At 68.0% G+C, this 18,559-nt stretch carries 1 protein-coding gene; it reads right to left on the reverse strand.

The window, feature by feature from the left end; all coding sequences use genetic code 11:
• Window positions 1-39 precede the first annotated feature (39 nt).
• Window positions 40-18,543, reverse strand: coding sequence for an Ig-like domain-containing protein (locus FHY06_RS11045; protein ID WP_184604965.1), 18,504 nt, complete (start codon window positions 18,541-18,543; stop codon window positions 40-42).
• Window positions 18,544-18,559: the final 16 nt, after the last annotated feature.

The raw sequence follows: 18,559 nt of genomic DNA on the forward strand, positions 1-18,559 counted from the left end.
GCGCACGTGTCGCGCCCTTCTCTCGTCCGGCAATGGGCCTCAGGCCAGCACGAGCTGGTGGTTGGCGAGCAGCGTCGCGAGGTCGGTGGTCACGCCGTTGAGCGTGATCAGCTGCGTCGCCGAGTAGGCGCCGCCCGCTCCGTCGCGGTCGATGTACAGCGTGGTGTTGCCTCCGCTGACCGTCACGCTGAGGTACTTGCCGATGGTCTCGCCGGCGTCGATGGTGGCGACGCCGTTGATGTAGCGGGCCGCGCCGTCGGCGTCCGCCTTGTAGCCGACCAGCAGTTCGCGAATGTCGATGCGGTCCGCATTGGCGGTTGCCTCGAAGGTCCCGACCGTGAACGAGTTCACCGAGTCGGCGCCGTTGCCGCCGGTGGCATCGCTGGAGGCGAGCAGCTTGTACAGCAGCGTGTCACGCCCCCCGCCCGTGAGGTTGAAGACATCGTTTCCGCCGCGCCCCTCGAACTGGTTGTCCGCCGCGTTGTCGGTGAAGACATCCGAGCCGCTGCCGCCGGCGAGGCCCTCGATGTTGCTGAAGGTCGCGCTGCCGAAGCCGGTGCTTTGAACGCCGGCCTTGCTCAGGTCGATGGTCAGCGGCGTGCTGCCAGCGAGCTTGTAGTCGACGACGTCGACACCTCCCGTGTTGCTCCACGCCCTGACGCCCGATACCGTCACTGTGCCCCCGCCGCCCTCGTACTTGTCGTCGCCGAGGGTGGCGAAGAAGGTGTCGTTGTAGCCGGTTCCGACGATGCCGTTGCCGATGTCGGCGTTGGTCACGTTGCTGTCGGACTCGGCCGTCAGCACGAAGGCATGGTTCGCAGCGCCGGTCTTCAGGCCGGTCCAGGCCGCATTGACGTTCTCGATGGTGTTGCCGCCGAGGCTGCCCAGGCCGCCGACGTCCGCCGCCTTGCCGTTGGCGATGCGCAGGAGTGCGAGCGTGTAGGTCTCGCTGGCGTCGAGCCCGTAGAAATCGACGATCGCCGAGCTGTCGTTGGTCTGGTTGCCGGACTGCGGGTTGATCATCTGCGTGCTCACCAGCTTGCCCTTCGAATCGAAGAGCTGGACCGTGTTGCCGTAGAGCGCGTTGATGCCCTGCGCATCGAGGATGCGGAAATGCAGCGCCGTGCCATCGGCCACCGTGCTGGTGTTGGTGATGAACTTCGTGTTGCCCCGCTGCGTGAATGCCAGCAGGTCGCGGTCGCCGTCCCAGTCGATGTCGACCGCGACAGCGCCGGTCACGGCGTTGTTGGTCGCGTTGTTGCCTGTCCAGATGCCGGTCTCATTCAGCCCTCCCAGAAGGTTGACGGTGTCGAACTGGACATTTCCGGACGAACTCTTGTTGAGGTAGAGGTTTATCGGTCCGGACATGCCGCTGGCCGTCTGGCCGCCGCTCGGCCCCAGGCCGGGCAGTTCGATGGCATCCATCTTGCCGTCGCCGTCCCAGTCCACTGCGATCGAGGGACCGCCCTGCAGGCGCTTCGTGGTCGGCGTTGCGCCGTTCCAGCCGACGTACGCGTCGTTGACCATGTACATGCCCGACGGTTGGCTGCCGACGCCGGCGTACTGCGTCCCGGAATCCATCTTCAGCTTGCCAGTGCCGTCATTGAAGATGATGCGGCTCTGGTATTGGGCGTCGGTGGTGGTGCCGTACCCGCGGCTGAGGAACAGGTCCATGTAACCGTCGCCGTTGAAATCGGCCCAGGTCATGGAGATGCCGTTTCCATAGTATGGGTCGTCGTCTGTGCGCTGGAAGGTCTTCTCGATGATCTGCGTGTTCTCCCAGGTGCCGTCGCCCTTGTTGCTCGCGACGACCAGCCGGTGCTGGTTCGTACTCCTGCCCAGACGAGGATTGGTGTTTGGGTCGTCGTACGGTCCGCCGAGCTTCGTGAGGCTTGCCGTGGCGTGATAGACCAGGTCGACCTTGCCGTCGTTGTCCAGGTCGACGCCCGACAGTTCCATGTCGAAGGTCGTGTTGTAGTAATTGTTCGAATTGGGCGCACCCGACGCGGACGCCTTGTCGTCGGTGTAGCCGCCGTCCTTCACCATGCCGAGGATGGTGCCGTCCGCGTTCAGCACGATCTGGGAGTCATAGCCGCCGCCGCTTGTCGCGTCGTTGGGCGTCTGGTCGCCATATGCCAGATCGACCAGCCCGTCCCCGGTCTTGTCGAAGGCCACCACGCCACCGAACCAGCTGTACGTATTCGCGCTTCCGGGGGTGAGCTTGTCGCCGTACACGGCGGCCGGCCCGCCGACCTGCACGGCGGTGTAGGAGGCGCCGTTGTAGAGGAAGGCCTGCTGGCCATCGTCGTAGGTGCTGTCCTCCGCGAACAGATCCATGTATCCATCGCGGTTGAAGTCCATGAACGTGGCGTTCTGCACGTAGTTTGGCCCGACATAACCGCGGGCATAGCCGATGCTTGAAGCATCGTTGGTATTGCTGCGGAGATACGTCTGCTTGAAGCTGCCCAGCGAAGCGCTGTCGCTCCCGTCGGCATCCAGCATCGTCTGGTTGCTGTGGATGCGCCACATGCCGTTCTCACCGAGCGTGTAGGCAGTCGCCTTCTGGTTCGGGTCACTGGCCACCGATCCAACGGTCACCGTCGGCGCCGTCGCGACGATCAGTTCACCCGTGGTTGCGTCGTCGGTGACCACGGCAGCGGAAGCGTTCTTCACGACGGCCCGGACGTCATGAGTTCCGACCGGAATGTCCGACGTCACCTGCACATACCAGCTCTCGTTTTGCGAATCGACAACCACCGAACCATCGGCCGAGCTGTAGGTTTTTCCGACAATGGTGACCTCGAGATACTGACCACCAACCAGCTTGAAGGGGATACCACCCGAGACGAGCGGCGTGGTGTCGACGGTCGTCTGGCGGTTGACCGTGACGGCGTAGTCCACGGTCAGGCTGAAGCCGCCCGACAGGCTGCCCTGATTGCCCGCCGAACTGATCACGGCAGCGCGATAGGTATGGGTCGACCCGTCCGCGAGAACTCCGAGGTCGTAGGTCCAGGTGGCGCCCGTCACTGTCGCCGTCCCCAGCAGGGCGGAGCCTTCGTAGACATTCACCGTATCGCCGGCGCCGAGCGCGGTCGTCAGGGTGCCGGTGAGTACCGGGTTCGCGTCGTCGGTCGTGGTGCCGCTGCCGAAGGTACCCCTGGCCGGGCCCGCGTCGTCGATGTAGCCGGCGATCTTCGCCTCATTGGCCGGCACCTTCGTGTCGACCGTGAAGCTCAGCGGCGCCGATTTCGGGCCTTCGTTGCCTGCGGCATCGACGTTGCTCGCTGTCAGGCTGTGGGCCCCGTCGGCAAGCTTCTTGTCGGCGTCGGGCGTGAAGCTCCACTTGCCGGAGCCGTCCGCAGTCGCGGAGCCGATCAGCGTACCGTTGTCGTAGACCTTCACCAAGCCGTTGGGTTCGGCGCCGCTACCACCCAGCTCGGGGAGGGTGTCATTGGTTGCGCCGTTGGGCGCGATGACCCCGACGACGGGGGACACGTCATCGACGGCGCGGTCGATGGAAGGCGCGGTCGTGGGAGCGACTGTATCGACGGTGAAGGCGAGCGCTGCCGACGCGGGGCCCTCGTTACCAGCGGCATCCACGTTGCGCGCCGTCAGGCTGTGAGTGCCATCGGCCAGTTCCCTGCCGGCTTCGGGCGTGAAGCTCCACTTGCCGGAGCCGTCCGCCGTCGTGGAACCGATCAGCTTGCCGTTGTCGTAGATGCTCACCATGCCGTTGGGCTCGATTCCCGTCCCTCTAATCTCGGGGCGGACATCGTCGGTCATGCTTCCAGGCGCGATCGAGCCGGTGATCGATCCGACGTCGTCCACGGCACGATCGATGGAAGGCGTGGCCGTCGGAGCGATCGTGTCGACCGTGAAGACCATCGCCGTCGACTGCGGGCCCTCGTTGCCCGCTGCATCGACGTTTCGCGCCGTGAGCCTGTGCAGACCATCGGCGAGCTCCTTGCCCGTCGCGGGCGTGAAGCTCCAGTTCCCCGAGGTATCCGCCGTCGCAGTACCGATCAACGTGCCATTGTCATAGACGTGGACGGTGCCGTTCGGTTCTGCGCTCGAGCCTGTCAGTTCGGGACGTGCATCGTTGGTCGCGCCGCGCGACGCGATGGCCCCCGTCACCGGCGCGACGTCGTCCCTTGCGCTGTCGATGGAGGGAGCGGTCACCGGTGCGGTCCGGTCGACCGTGAGCGTGAACTCCGCCGAGGCACCACCCTGGTTGCCCGCAGCGTCCTCGACGCGGGCGGTGTAGCGGTAGGTGCTGCCATCATCTAGGCCCTTGTCCTCGAAACTCCAGGTGCTGCCACTCACGACGGCAGCGCCAAGGCGCGAGCCGTTGCGATAGACCGCCACCACTTCGTTCGTCGCAAGCGGCGCTGAGAGCGTGCCGTTGAGTTGGGGCGCCGCATCGTTGGTCGCGCTGCCGGACGCGAAATTACCCTTCTGCGGATCGCGGTCATCGGTGAAGTCGGTGATGGCCGCCTTTTGGACGGGGGCCGTCAGGTCGAGCGTGATGGAGTGAGCCGAGCTCTCTGCGCCCTGGTTGCCACCGGCACTTACGACGCGGGCGGTGTACCTGTAGGTCGCACCATCGGCGAGTCCCTTGTCGGCGAAACGCCAACTGGTTCCGGACACCGTGGCGGTGCCGATCGCGGTTCCGTTTCGCAGCACCTCGACCACCTCGCCCGTATTCAGCGCTGTTGAGATCGAGCCCACGAGTACCGGGGCGGCGTCGTTGGTGGTTCCGCCGTCTGCCACGGCGCCCCGCACCGGATCGACGTTGTCCTGCACTCGAGTGATATCCACCGTTTGCGTAACCGTCGAGGTGATGACGGTGAAGCGCATGCTGTTCGAGGCTGCTCCGGTATTGCCGGCCAGGTCCATGACCCTGGCCTCGTAGGTGTAGGTGGTGCCGTTCGAGAGGCCGGTGTCCTCGAAGACCCAGTCGGTACCGTTGACGCTCGCATTGCCCACGTACACGCCATTGCGGAACACGCGCAGTTGTTCCGATCCTCCCAGCGTGGCGGAGAGCATGCCCTCCAGCCTGGGCGAATCGTCGTTGGTGTTTCCATTGGCCGGAATGCTGCCCAGCACAGGGTCGACGTTGTCAAGTGCGCGCGCGAGCGTCACGGTCTGCGACGGTGCGACCGTGTCGACCGTGAAGACCATCGGCGCCGACTTCGGTCCTTCATTGCCCGCCGCGTCGACACTGCTCATCCTGAGGCTGTGCACGCCGTCGGCCAGTTCCTTGCCGGATGCAGGCTCGAAGCTCCACTTGCCGGAGGCATCGGCCCTGGTGCTGCCGATCAGCACGCCGTTGTCGTAGACGTTCACCGTGCCGTTGGCTTCGGCGCCCGAGCCCTTGAACTCCGGGCGCGCGTCGTTGCTCGTGCCGCCCTGGGCGATCGGGCCCTGGACCGGGTCGACGTTGTCGATGACCGGTGCGGCAGACGGGGCGACGGTATCGACCGTCAGCGTGAAGTTCGCCGAGGTGGTTCCCTTGGTGCCGGCAGCGCTGGCGATTGCAGCGGTGTAGGTGTGCGTGCTTCCATCGGCCAGCGTCGGCAGCTTGAACTCCCAGACGTTGCCATTGCCGTTCACGGTGGCGGTGCCCAGCAGCACGCCGCCTTCGAGGATCTGCACGACCTCGCCCGTCTTCAGGCCCGACACGGTGCCCTTGAGCACCGGCGTGGTGTCGTTCGTGGTCGTGCCGCTGGCGTAGTCGCCCGCATTCGGGTCGACGTCGTCGGCATAGGCGGTGATGGCCACCGCATTCCCGGCGGTCGGCGTCGAGGTGTCGACGACCACGGTGCGGGCGTCGAAGGCCGCGAGGTTGCCGGCGGTGTCCACCACGCGCACCCTGTAGTCGTGGCTGCCGTCGGTCAGCACCCTGCCGTCGACGTAGCTCCAGTTGCCGCCGCTGACGATCAGGTTGACCCAGGTGGCGCCGCCGTCGAGGCTGATCTGCGCGGTTTCGTCTGAGGCCAGCGTGCCGGTCAGCCTGCCGTTGATGGTCAGGCTGGTATCGCTGGTGATGAAGTCGCCGGCGACACCGGTGTCGGTGCTGATCGAGGCGATGTCGATGGTGATGCCCGCCGAGTGCCGGGTGTCGATCACCACGCGCTGGCTGGTCGGCTTGCCGGCATTGCCGGCGGCGTCGACGACGCGCGCCTGGAAGACGTAGTCGCCAGCCGCGAGCGGCACAGCGGTGTTGTCCAGCCGATAGGTGTTGCCCGAGACCAGCGTCGCATCGCGCCAGCTGGTGCCGTTGTCGAGCGAGATCTGCACCTTCTCGCCGGTGGCGGCCGCGGCGTCCAGCGCCGCCGTCACTACCAGGGTGGTGTCGCTGGTGATGAAGTCGCTCGCGCTGGCGCCGGTGTCGTCGCTGATCGAAGTGATCGTTGCCACCTGCGCAGGCGCAGTGGTACCGACCGTGAAGGCCAGCGGCGCAGACCGCGGTCCCTCGTTGCCGGCCGCATCGACGCTGCCCGCCGTCAGGCTGTGCGCGCCGTTGGACAGCGCCTTGCCGGCTTCGGGCGTGAAGCTCCACTTGCCCGAGCCGTCGGCGATCGCGGTGCCGATCGGCGTGCCGTTGTCGTAGACCTTCACCGTGCCGTTGGGCTCGGCACCCGCGCCCGCCATCTGGGGGCGGGTTTCGTTGGTCGTGCTGCCGGCGGTGATCTGGCCGATGACCGGTGCCGTGTTGTCCATGACGCTGTCGATCGAAGGCGCCGCCGCGGGTGCGGTGCGGTCGATGGCGATCGAGAAGAGCGCGGAGCTCGGCCCCTTGTTGCCCGCGGCGTCGATGACGGCGGCGCTGTACACGTAGCTGACGCCATCGACCAGGCCCGAGTCCTGGAAGGTCCAGGTGGTGGCATCGGCCATGGTGGCGGAACCGACACGCCTGTAGTTCCGATAGATCGCCACCACTTCACCCGCGCTGAGCGGGGCGCTCAAGGTGCCGTTGAGCATGGGCGTCGTGTCGTTGGTGGCGCTGCCCGAGGGGAAGTCGCCCTGCTGCGGGTCCTGGTTGTCCGTGAAGCTGGTGATCGCAGCGGTCTGGCCCGGTGCGGTGAGGTCTAGCGAGATCGCATAGGCAGCGCTCTTCGCCCCCTCGTTGCCGCCCGAGTTCACGACGCGGGCGGTGTAGCTGTAGGTCATGCCGTCGGCCAGGCCCGAGTCGGAGAAGCTCCAGGTCGTGCCGGTGACCGTGGCGGTGCCGACCACCTTGTCGTTGCGCAGCACCTGGACCACGTCGCCAGCCCCCAGCGCGGTGGAGATGGAGCCGGTGAGCAACGGGCTGGTTTCGTTGGTCGCGGCGCCGCTGGCCACGTTGCCCATCGCCGGGTCGGTGCGGTCCTCCACACCGAGGATCTGAACCGTCTGGGTGACACCCGACGTGTTGACGGTGAAGCGCAGGCTGTTCGAGGCAGCGCCGGCATTGCCGGCTGCGTCCATGACCCTCGCCTCGTAGGTGTAGGCGGTGCCGCTGGAGAGGCCTGCGTCCTCGAAGGTCCAGCGGGTGCCGCTCACCTTGGCCGTGCCGGCGTGCACGCCATTGCGGAACACATGGAGCTGCTCGGTGCCGGTCAGTGCGGCCGAGAGCGTGCCTTCCAGCGTGGGCGTGTCGTCGTTGGTGGTGCCGTCGGCCGGGATGTCGCCCGATACCGGGTCGACGTTGTCGATGGCGCGCAGCAGCCTCACCGTCTGCGTCGGCGCGGACGTATCGATGCGGATGGCGTGGGCGTTCGACTCTGCCCCGGGGTTGGAGGCCGCGTCCTGCACGCGGGCCGTGTAGACATAGGCGCTTCCGTTGGAGAGCCCGCTGTCGGCATAGGTCCAATGCGTCGCATCCGTCATGGTCGCGAAGCCGACCTCCTTGCCGTCGCGCAGGACCACGACCTTCTCGCCCGCCTGCAGCGCAGCCGAGATCGTGCCCGAGACCTGGGGCGCGGTGTCGTTGGTGTAGCCGTTGTTCGGCACGTCGCCCTGCTGCGGGTCGACGTCGTCATTCACGCCGGTGATGGCTGCCGTGGTGGCCGGACCGGAGAGCTTGAGCGTGATGACGTACGGCGACGAAGCCGCACCGCCGTTGCCGGCGGCGTCTTCGACGCGCACCGTGTAGCTGTAGCTCGCGGCGTTGGCGAGGCCGCTGGTGTCGGTGTAGGACCAGCTCGTGCCCGAGATCGACGCGGTGCCGATCTTGACGCCGTCGCGATAGACGGTGACGAACTCGTTGGCCGCCAGGCTGCCGGTGATCGTGCCTCTGAGTTCCGGCTGCGAGTCGTTGGTGGTTCCGCCGTTGGCGACATCGCCCTGCACCGGCTCGACGTTGTCGAACACGGTCGAGATCGCGGCCTTCTGCGCCGGCACGGAGGTGTCGATGGTGATGGCGTAGCTGCCCGAGATGGCGCCGCGGTTGCCGCCGGCGTCCTCGACGCGTGCGGTGTAGGCGTAGGTGCGGCCGTCGCTCAGGCCGGCGTCGTCGAAGGTCCAGTGGGTGGCGTCGGTCATCGTCGCGGTGCCGATGACTGCGCCGTCGCGCAGCACCACCACTTTCTCGCCCGCCTGCAGCGGCGCCGAGAGCGTGCCGGCCAGCTGCGGCGCGACGTCGTCGGTGAAGCCGCCGTCGGCCACCGTTCCCTGCAGTGCGCCCTGGTCGTCCTTGATCGAGACGATGGTCGTCGACTGCGACGGCGCGATGGTGTCGACCGTGAAGGCCGTCGCAACAGACTGCGGGCCCTCGTTGCCGGCCGCATCGACGCTGCTCGCCGTGAGGCTGTGAACGCCGTTGGCCAGCTCCTTGCCGGCCTCCGGCGTGAAGCTCCACTTGCCCGCGTCGTCCACCGTCGCGGTGCCGATCAGCGTGCCGCTGTCGTAGATCCTGACAGTGCCGTTGGGCTCGGCCCCGGAGCCCTTCAGCTCGGGGCGGGCATCGTTGGTGGTGCCGCCGGAAGCGATGCTGCCGGTGACGGGCGCGACGTCGTCGGTGACGCTGTCGATCGAGGGCGCCGTGCTGGGCGCGCGCTGGTCGATGGTGAGAGTGAAGGCCGCCGAGGAGCCGCCGCGGTTGCCGGCGGCATCTTCGACGAATGCCGCGTAGCTGTAGCTGGTGTTGTCGACCAGGCCCGCATCCTGGAAGGTCCAGGCGCTGCCGCCTGTCATGGTGGCGGCACCGAGGCGCGCGCCGTTGCGATAGATGACGATGACGTCGCCCGTGTTGAGCGTGCCGGTGAAGGTGCCGTTGAGCAGCGGCGAGGTGTCGTTGGTGACGGCGCCCGATCCGAAGGTGCCCGTCAGCGGGGCCTGGTCGTCGGTGAAGCCGACGATCTGCGCGGACTGCGAAGGCACTGCGGTGGCCACGCTCAGCGAGAAGTCCGCCGAGGCCGTGCCCTTGTTGCCTGCGGCATCGGCGATCACGGCCTTGTAGGTGTGGGCGGTGCCGTTGGCCAGGACCGGCAGCGCGAAGGTCCATGCGGCACCGTTCACGGTGGCCGTGCCCAGCAGCACGGCGCCCTCGAATATCTGCACGACGTCGCCGGCCTTCAGACCCGAGACCGTGCCCTTGAGCACCGGCGTGGTGTCGTTCGTGCTCGTGCCGCTCGGGTAGTCGCCGACATTGGGCGCAACGTCGTCGGTATAGGCGGTAATCGCGACGGCGTTGTCGGCGGTGGGGCCGCTGTTGTCGATGATCACGACCTGCGAGCTCGACGGGGTCGCATTGCCGGCGGCATCCACGACGCGCGCCAGGAAGGTATAGCTGCCATCGGGCAGCGAGACGGCCGTGTTGTCGAACTGGTAGTTGTTGTTGCCCACAGGCGTGGCGTTGCTCCAGGTCCTGCCGTTGTCCATCGAGATCTGCACCGTGGCGCCCTGCTCCAGCGCGGAGTCGAGCGTGATCGTCGCGACCAGCGTGCGGTCGCTGGTGACGAAGTCGTCGGCACTCGTGCCGGTGTCGGTGCTGATCGCGCCGACGGTGGCCTTGGCCGTCGGAGGCGTGACGTCCACGTTGACCGTGAAGGAACCCGAGTGCGCGCTCTCGTTGCCCACGGAATCGGTGGTCGTGGCGGTGAAGCGGTGCGCGCCCTCTGCCAGCGGCGTGGTCGGCGTGAAGCTCCAGCTGCCGTCGGCCTTCACCGTGGCGGAGCCGAGGAAGCTGCCGTTGTCATAGATCTTGATGAGGTCGCCGGCAGTGGCACCGCTGCCGCCGAGCGTGGGCGTGGTGTCGTCGCTGTATGCGCCGCTGGCGAGCGCGCCCTGCACGAGGCCCACGTCGTCACCGACGCCGGCGATCTTCGGCACTTCCGGGGCGGTCGTGTCGATGGTCAGGTCGATGGTGGCTTCGCCCTTCTTGCCCGCGGCGTTCACCGCGGTGGCGGTGTAGCTATGCGTGCCCTCGCCTTGAGCGGAAAGCGTGAGACGCCAGCTGCCGCCGGCATCGGCGGTCGTCGAACCGAGGACCGTCGCGCCTTCCTTGACGGTGACGAGCGCGCCGGCCGTCGCCTTGCCCACGAGCGTGGGCGTCGTGTCGTCGGTGCGGGCACCGGGAGCGAGGTTGCCCTTGATGCTGCCCTGGTCGTCGACGACCTGCTCGATGCTGACGACGACGTCCGCGAGGTCGACGGTGAACTCCAGCGGCGCGCTGGCGGCGCTGGTGTTGCCCGCGGCGTCGGTCACGGTCAGGGTGATGCGATGCGCTCCGCTGGCCAGCGGCGTGCTGGGCGTGATGCTCCACGCGCCGTCGGTCGCGACCGTGATGCTGCCGATGAGGGCGCCGCCGTCGTACAGGCGAATGGTGTCGCCGGCCTTCACGCCGCTGCCGCTGAAGGTGGGCGTGGTGTCGTCTGTCACGCCGCCGGCGGTGATCGCGCCCTGTGCAGGCCCCTGGTCGTCCATGGCCGTGACCACTGCAGGGGTGGCCGGTGCAGTGGTGTCGAGCACGATCGCATAGACGCCGGTGCGCGGGCTGACTTGCCCTGCGCCGTCGACCGCCTGCGCGGTGAGGTTCTTGGTGCCGTCGCCGCTCAGGGCGCTGGTGGTGACGCTCCAGGTGCCGTCGGAGGCCACGCTGGTCGAGCCAACGGCCGCGCCGTCGGCATAGACGGTGACCACCGTGCCGACCGTGCCCGTGCCGCGCAGGGTGGGCGTGGTGTCGTCGGTGCTCGCGTCGGGCGCCACGTTGCCGGTGACGCTGCCCTTGTCGTCGCTCACGCCGATGATCGCGGGTGCCGCCGGCGGATCGCCCACGAGCGTGAAGGTCGACGCGGGCGTGGCCGGGCCGATGTTGCCTGCCGCATCGACAGGGCATGCGACGAGGCTGTGTGCGCCCAGGGCGAGGGGCACGGCAGGCGTGAAGCGCCAGGTGTCGTCGGCGTTCACCGCGGTGCTGCCGATGAGATTGCCGTTGTCGTAGACGTTGATGGCCGTGACCTGGGCGGGATCGGCCGTGCCGGTGTACTCCGGCTTGCTGTCGTCGGTCTTCGCGCCGGCAGCCAGGGGGCCCTGGACAGGGCCGACGTGATCCAGCACGCGCAGCTGGGAGGCATCGAGGGCCGACGGCGGCGTGGTGTCCACGGTGAGCCTGAAATCGACGGCGCGCGGGCTTTCGTTGCCTGCCGCGTCGGTGAGCGTGTAGCTGATGCTGTGCGCGCCTTCGGCCAGCGGGAATGTAGGCATCAGCGTGCCCGTGTTCGGGTCGAAGGTCGCGGCGACCTTCGCGCCGTCGACGTACAGCGACGGCGTCAGGCCGGCCGCGACGGAGCCGATCTTGAAACCGGGCGTGGTGTCGTCGGTGAATGCCGCCGTGCTGGCCGTGTTCTGCACGGCGCCGAAGTTGTCGGCATAGCCCGAGATGGCATCCGGCCTCGCCGGCGGCGTCGTGTCGACGTTGATCACGAAGGGCGCCGAATGCCCGCTCTGGTTGCCCACCGGGTCGGTGGCCGTGACGGTGAGCTTGTGTTCGCCCTCGGACAGCGGTGCGGTCGGCGAAGCCGTGTTGAAGCTCCATCGCCCGTCGGACTGCACCGTGGTGCTGCCGATGGCGCTGCCGTTGTCATGGACGGTGATGATGTCGCCCGGCGTCGCGCCGCTTCCGCTGAGGGTGGGCCTCGTGTCGTCGGTGGCGGCGCCGCTGGCCAATGCACCTTGCACCGGCCCGAGGTCGTCTTCCGCGGATGCGACCACCGGCACGGCCGGCGGCGTGGTGTCGATGGTGAGCGTGAACGCGGTCTCGCTGCTGTTGCCGGCTGCGTTGACCGCCGTCACCTTGTAGCTGTGCGCGCCTTCCGACTGCGCGGGCAGCATGAGGCTCCAGTTGCCGTTGGCATCCGTCGTGGCGGAAGCCAGTGCCTTCGACCCCTCCTTGACGGTCACCACCGCGCCCGGCGAGGCCGTGCCCACGACGGCCGGCGTGGTGTCATCGGTGAAGCCGGCAGGGCGCGGCTTGACCGGCTGGCCCTGCCGCGGTTCCCCGGCCTTGGTTACGCTGACGGCCACCGCCGATGTGTCGACGGTGAAGGTCAGCGGCGTGCTGGCGATACTGGTGTTGCCCGCGGCATCGGTGATGGTGTGCGTGATGCTGTGCGTGCCATGGCCGAGGCCGGTCGGCGTGAATTCCCAGCGGCCGTCGGACTTGACGGTCGCGCTGCCGAGCAGCGTTGCGCCGTCGTACACCTTGACGATCTCGCCCGGCGTCGCGCCGCTGCCGGCCAGGGTCGGCGTGGTGTCGTCGGTGGAGCCGCCGCTGCCGAACTCGCCCTGCACAGGACCGAAGTTGTCCGATGCGGACACGGTTGCAGGCGTCGCCGGTGCCGTGGTGTCGAGCACGGCGCTGTCGACCGCCACCGGCCTGGAGACATTGCCGGCTAGGTCCTGGCTCACGGCGCTGACGCGGATGGACGCGCCTTCCGCGGGGTTGGGGAACGAGACACCGGCGAAGCCCTTGGCGACATCCGCCGCGGCCAGCGTCACCTCGACGTTGCGGTTGCCGTCGGTGACGCTGATGGCATCGCCTTCGGCGGCGCCGGAAACGAGCTTGACGCGCACGGTCACTTCGGAGCCCATCTCCTTGCCGTTGATGAAGCCGTCGTTGTTAGCGTCGCTGAGGATCGCGACGGCGATGACGGGCGCCACGCTGTCGACCACGGCCGTCGCGGCCTGGCTGGTGTTGCCTGCCGCGTCGGTGGCGATCGCGCGCAACTGGGTGCCATTCATCGCCGGCGTTGAGGGCGTGATGCTGTATTTGCCGTTGCTGCCCGCGGTCGCGCTGCCGATGAGGTTGCCCACACTGTCCCTCACGGTGACCAGCGAGCCCGTTTCGGCCGTGCCGGCGATGGTGCTGCCCGAGGTCGGATCGACCTTCGGTGCGTCTGGAGCCTTGCTGTCGACAGTGGCCGTGGCAGGTGCGCTGGTGTTACCAGCTGCGTCAGTAGCGGTCACGCTCAGTTGCGTGTCATGCGCCGGCGGTGTGGTGGGCTTGATGCTGTAGTTGCCGTTGCCGTCCGCAGTCGCAGTACCGAGCGTGTTGCCGACGCCGTCCTTCACGGTGACGAGCGAGCCCGCCTCCGCCGTGCCGGTGACGGTGCTGCCGTTGGTGGGCTTCACCACCGGTGCGTCCGGAGCCAAGTTGTCGACCGTCGCCCTGGTTTCGGGACTCACGTTGCCCGAGGCATCGGTCGCGGTCACGCGCATCACCGAGTCGTGCGGCAGGGTGGTGGAGAGCTTGATGCTGTAGGCGCCGTCGTTGCCGGCGATCGCGCTGCCGATGAGCTTGCCGGCATCGTCGGTGATCTTGACGACCGAGCCGACCTCCGCCGAACCGGTGACGACGCCGCCCTGCGACGGATCGACCTTGGGTGCCGCAGGTAGCACGCGGTCGACGGTCGTCCTGGCTTCGGGGCTCGCGTTGCCTGCGGCGTCGGTGGCGACGGCGCGCAACACCGTACCGTGCGCCGGAACGGCCAAGGGCTTGACGCTGTAGGCGCCGTTGGGCGCGGCGATCGCACTGCCGATGAGCCTGTCGGTGTCATCGGTGATGCGGACCACGGAGCCGCCCTCGGCCGTCCCGGTGATCAGATTGCCGTTGCTCGGATCGATGACCGGTGCGGGAGGTGGCACGCTGTCGACCGTCGCGGTGGCCTCGGGGCTCTCGTTGCCTGCAGCGTTGGTGGTCACGACGTGCAGCACCGTTCCGTGCGGCGGGGTGAAGGCTGGCGTGACGCTGTAGGCACCGCGCGAATCGGCCGTGGTGCTGCCGATCAGCTTTCCGGCATCGTCCCTGATGGTGACCACCGAGTCGGGCTCTGCCATGCCTGTGATGGGACTGCCGTCGGTCGGGTTGATAGTGGCACCCGGCAGCGCCGTACGGTCGACCATCGCCCGGGCTTCGGGGCTGGTGTTTCCGGCAGCGTCGGTCGAAACGACGTGCAGCACGGTGCCGTGCGCAGGCGGCGCTACCGGCGTGACGGTGAAGGTGCCGTTGAATTCGGCGATGGTGCTGCCGATGAGATTGCCGGCGTCGTCCTTGACCGTGACGACCGAGCCGGCCTCGGCCTTGCCCGAGACGCGGTTTCCGTTGGTCGGGCTGATCGTCGGCGTGACGGGCACGACGCTGTCCACGGTGCTTCGGGCCTCGGAGCTGCTGTTGCCGGCAGCGTCAGTGGCGAAGGCGCGCAGCACGGTGCCGTCCGGCAGGACGAGCGGAGGCTTGATGCTGTAGGAGCCGTTCGAAGCCGCCGTCGTGCTGCCGACGACATTGCCGACGCCGTCGCGGACCGTGACGACCGAATAGGCCTCTGCGAAACCGGAGATCAGCTTGCCGTTGGTCGGATCCATCGAGGGCTCGGCAGGCGGCACGCGGTCGACAGTGGCAGTCGCGCTCTGGCCGCTGTTGCCGGCAGCATCGGTGGCGATGACCCGCAGCACCGTACCGTCGGAGGGCGGCACCACAGGCTGCACGGCATAGGCCCCGTTGCCGTCTGCGGTCGTGCTGCCGATGAGCTTGCCGACGCCATCCTTGACGGTGACCACGGCATCGGGCTCGGACGTGCCTGCGATCAGGCTGCCGTTCGTCGGCTTGACCGTGGGCGCATTGGGCGCCAGGCCGTCGACGGTGGCGCGTGCTGGCTGGCTGGTGTTGCCCGCTGCGTCGGTGGCGGTGACGTCCAACAGGGTGTCGTGCGGCAGCGGCGTTGCCGGCTTGATGCTGTAGTTGCCGTTGGCATCGGCCGTCGTGCTGCCGATGAGCTTGCCGGTGCCGTCCGTGACCTCGACGACCGAGTTGGGCTCGGCCTTGCCCGCGATCGAACCGCCGTTGGTCGGATCGACCTTGGGCACGGCGGGCAGCTCGCTGTCGACTGTGGCCCGCGTCTCGGGGCTGGTGTTGCCGGCCGCATCCGTGGCAACGGCGCGCAGCACGGTGTTGTGCGACAGGCCGCTCAAGGGCTTGATGCCGTAGCGGCCGTTTGAATCGACGGCAGCGCTGCCGACGATGTTGCCAGCGCCGTCGCGGATGGTGACGAACGAGCCCAACTCGGCCGAGCCGGTGATCGAGTTGCCGTTGGTTGCATCGACCGAGGGCTTGGCAGGCGGCGTGCCATCCACCGTGACGGTGGCAGGCTGGCTGGCATTGCCCGCCCGGTCGGCCGCGATGACAGTGATGATGGTGCCATCAGTCTCACGGGTTCCGAGGCCGATGCTGAACTTGCCGCTCGCATCAGCGGTCGTGCTGCCGAGGAGCTTGCCGGCTCCGTCCTTTGCCGTGACCACGGAGCCGGCTTCAGCCTTGCCAGTGATCCGGCTGCCGTCGGTGGGATCGACGGCCGGTGCGAGCGGGGCCGCGGCGTCGACCACCATCGTGGCGGGTTGACTCGCATTGCCCGCGGAGTCGGAGGCGACGACGTTGAGCTGGGCACCGTCGGCCAGCGGCGCGGCGGGAACGACGCTGAACTTGCCGTTCGCGTCGGCCGTTGCACTGCCGACCAGCTTGCCCGCACCGTCCTTGACGGTGACGACTGCACCTGGCTCGGTCGTGCCGCTGATCGTGCGGCCGGAGCTCGGATCGACGATGGGCGCCGAAGGCGGCAGGCTGTCGACGGTGGCTCTGGCTTCCGGACTGTCGTTGCCGGCAGGGTCGGTCGCGACGACGCGCAGCACGCTGTTGTGCGGCGGAATTGTCACGGGCTTGATGCTGTAGCGCCCGTTCAAGTCGGTGGTCGCGCTGCCGAGCAGGGTGCCGGCGCTGTCCTTGACCATGACCAGCGCGCCGGACTCGGCGGTGCCGGTGATCGGGCTGCCCGCGGTCGGATCGACCGTGGGTCTCGACGGAGGAACGCCGTCGACCGTGGTCCTGGTTTCAGGGCCGGTGTTGCCGGCAGCGTCGGTAGCGGTCACGCGCAGCACCGTGCCGTCATTGGGGGGCGACTTGGGTACCACGCTGTAGAAGCCGTTGGAGCCGACCGTCGCGCTGCCGATGACCTTGCTGGCGATGTCCGTGACTGTGACGACTGAGCCGATCTCCGCACGACCGGTGATGTGGTTGCCATGCGTAGGGTCGACCGAGGGGGCGGCCGGCGGCACGCGGTCCACCGTGGCCAGGCCCTCGGCACTCACGTTACCGACGGCGTCCACGGCGGCGACGTGCAGTACGGTGCCGTCGGTCAGAGGCGTCGTCGGCAAAAGGCTGAACTTGCCATTGGCATCGGCGGTGGTGCTGCCGATGAGCTTGCCCGCGCCGTCCTTGACGGTAACGAGCGCACCCGCTTCGGTCTTGCCTGCGATCGTCGTTCCGTTCGTTGCGTCCACCTGCGGGACATCGGGCGGCCTGCTGTCGACGGTGGTCGTCACGGCCCTGCCGACGTTGCCGGCAAGATCTTTGGCAACGACATGGATCACCGTGCCATCCGCCAGGGGCGCCGCGGGCGAGAGGGAGTAGGTGCCATCGGCAGCGGTGGTCCTGCTGCCGACAACCTTGCCGTTGCCGTCGGTGACGGTGACCAACGAATCAGGCTCCGAAGTGCCGGCGATCACGCGGCCGTTGGTCGCGTTGACGGTGGGCGTCGGCGGCGTGCCGTCGATGGTGGCGGTGGCGGGCGCGCTGGTGTTTCCGGCCGCATCGGCCGCGACGACCTTGACGACGTCGCCGTTGCGCGGCAGCTTGATGGGCGTGAGGCTGAAGATGCCGTTGTTGGCTGCCGTGGTGCTGCCGATGACGTCCCCCTTCTCGTCGGTGACGATGACGATCGAACGGGGCTCCGCAATGCCGGTGATGGGATTGCCGTCCGTCGGGTTCACCTTGGGCGTGGCAGGCGCGGTGCGATCGATGACGGCGGTTGCAGGGTCGCTGTTATTGCCTGCGGGATCGGTTGCCACCACCGAGATGGACGTGCCGTCCGCCGGAGGCGTGGAGGGCGTGAAGCTGAACCTGCCGCTGACATCGGCAGTCGTACTGCCGATGAGCTTTCCGGTGTCGTCCCTGATGGCGACCACCGCGCCGGGCTCGGTCGAGCCGGCGATCTTGCTGCCGTTGCTCGGATCGAGCGTGGGCCGTCCGGGAGCGGTCAGGTCAACGGCCGTGGTGGCCGGCACGCTCGCATTTCCTGCGGAGTCGACGGCCACGACCTTGATCACAGCGCCATTGGATAGTGGTGCTGGCGGCATGATCCGGTAGGCGCCGTCCTCCCCGGCAGTCGTGCTGCCAATCACGTTGCCGCGCTCGTCGGTGGCGGTGACCACCGAGCCGGGCTCGGCCTTGCCGCTGACGGAGATGCCGGTGGTCGGCTGGATCGTGGGTGCGGCCGGCGCCAGGCTGTCGACCGTCGCACGGGCCTCGGGACTCACGGTACCCGCCTGGTTCACTGCGACGACGCGGAGTTCGGAGCCGTGAGGCGGCTGCGTCGACGGCACGACCATGTAGCTGCCGTCCGATGCGACGACCGCGCTGCCGATCTCCTTGCCGGTGTTGTCGAAGACCTTGACAGTCGTGCCCGGCTGGGCAGTACCGGTGATCTTCGTAGCATTGGTGGGATTGACCGTGGGCCTGCCAGGCGACGAGTCGTTCGCAGCCGATGCACGTGGCGTCGAAGGCGCCACCGCCATCATGGAACCGCCGCTGAAGCTCCCTCCGCCGCCTGCATTGACACCGGCAGCCGCCAGCCCACCGCCCAGCAGCCAGGGCACCACGCCGAAGTTGAAGTCCTGTGCCAGCAGCAGGGGCTCGATGGCGTCGATGCTGGTATAGCTGAATGCCAGCTCACCCTGTCCTTCACCGAAGCCGGTCAGCCACAGGCCGCCGTCTTCACCCTCGAGCACGAGATCGCTCTTGTGGCCATCGAACAACGAGAAGAAGTCGCGGACGGTGACGACCTCATCCGAGACAGAGGTGATGACCAAGTCGTTGCCGACACGGCGCATTCCCCTGATCTGTTCCCTGGACAGTCCCACCCGGACGACTGCAGCCTCGTTCAGGAACACCTCGGACACCGAGACGGGCGTGGAGTCGCCGCTACGCTTGCTGACCACCTTCAACGAAATCATTTTCTGCTCCCTGCAT

The sequence above is a fragment of the Variovorax atrisoli genome (assembly GCF_014195185.1).
Lineage (GTDB): Bacteria > Pseudomonadota > Gammaproteobacteria > Burkholderiales > Burkholderiaceae_C > Variovorax > Variovorax atrisoli.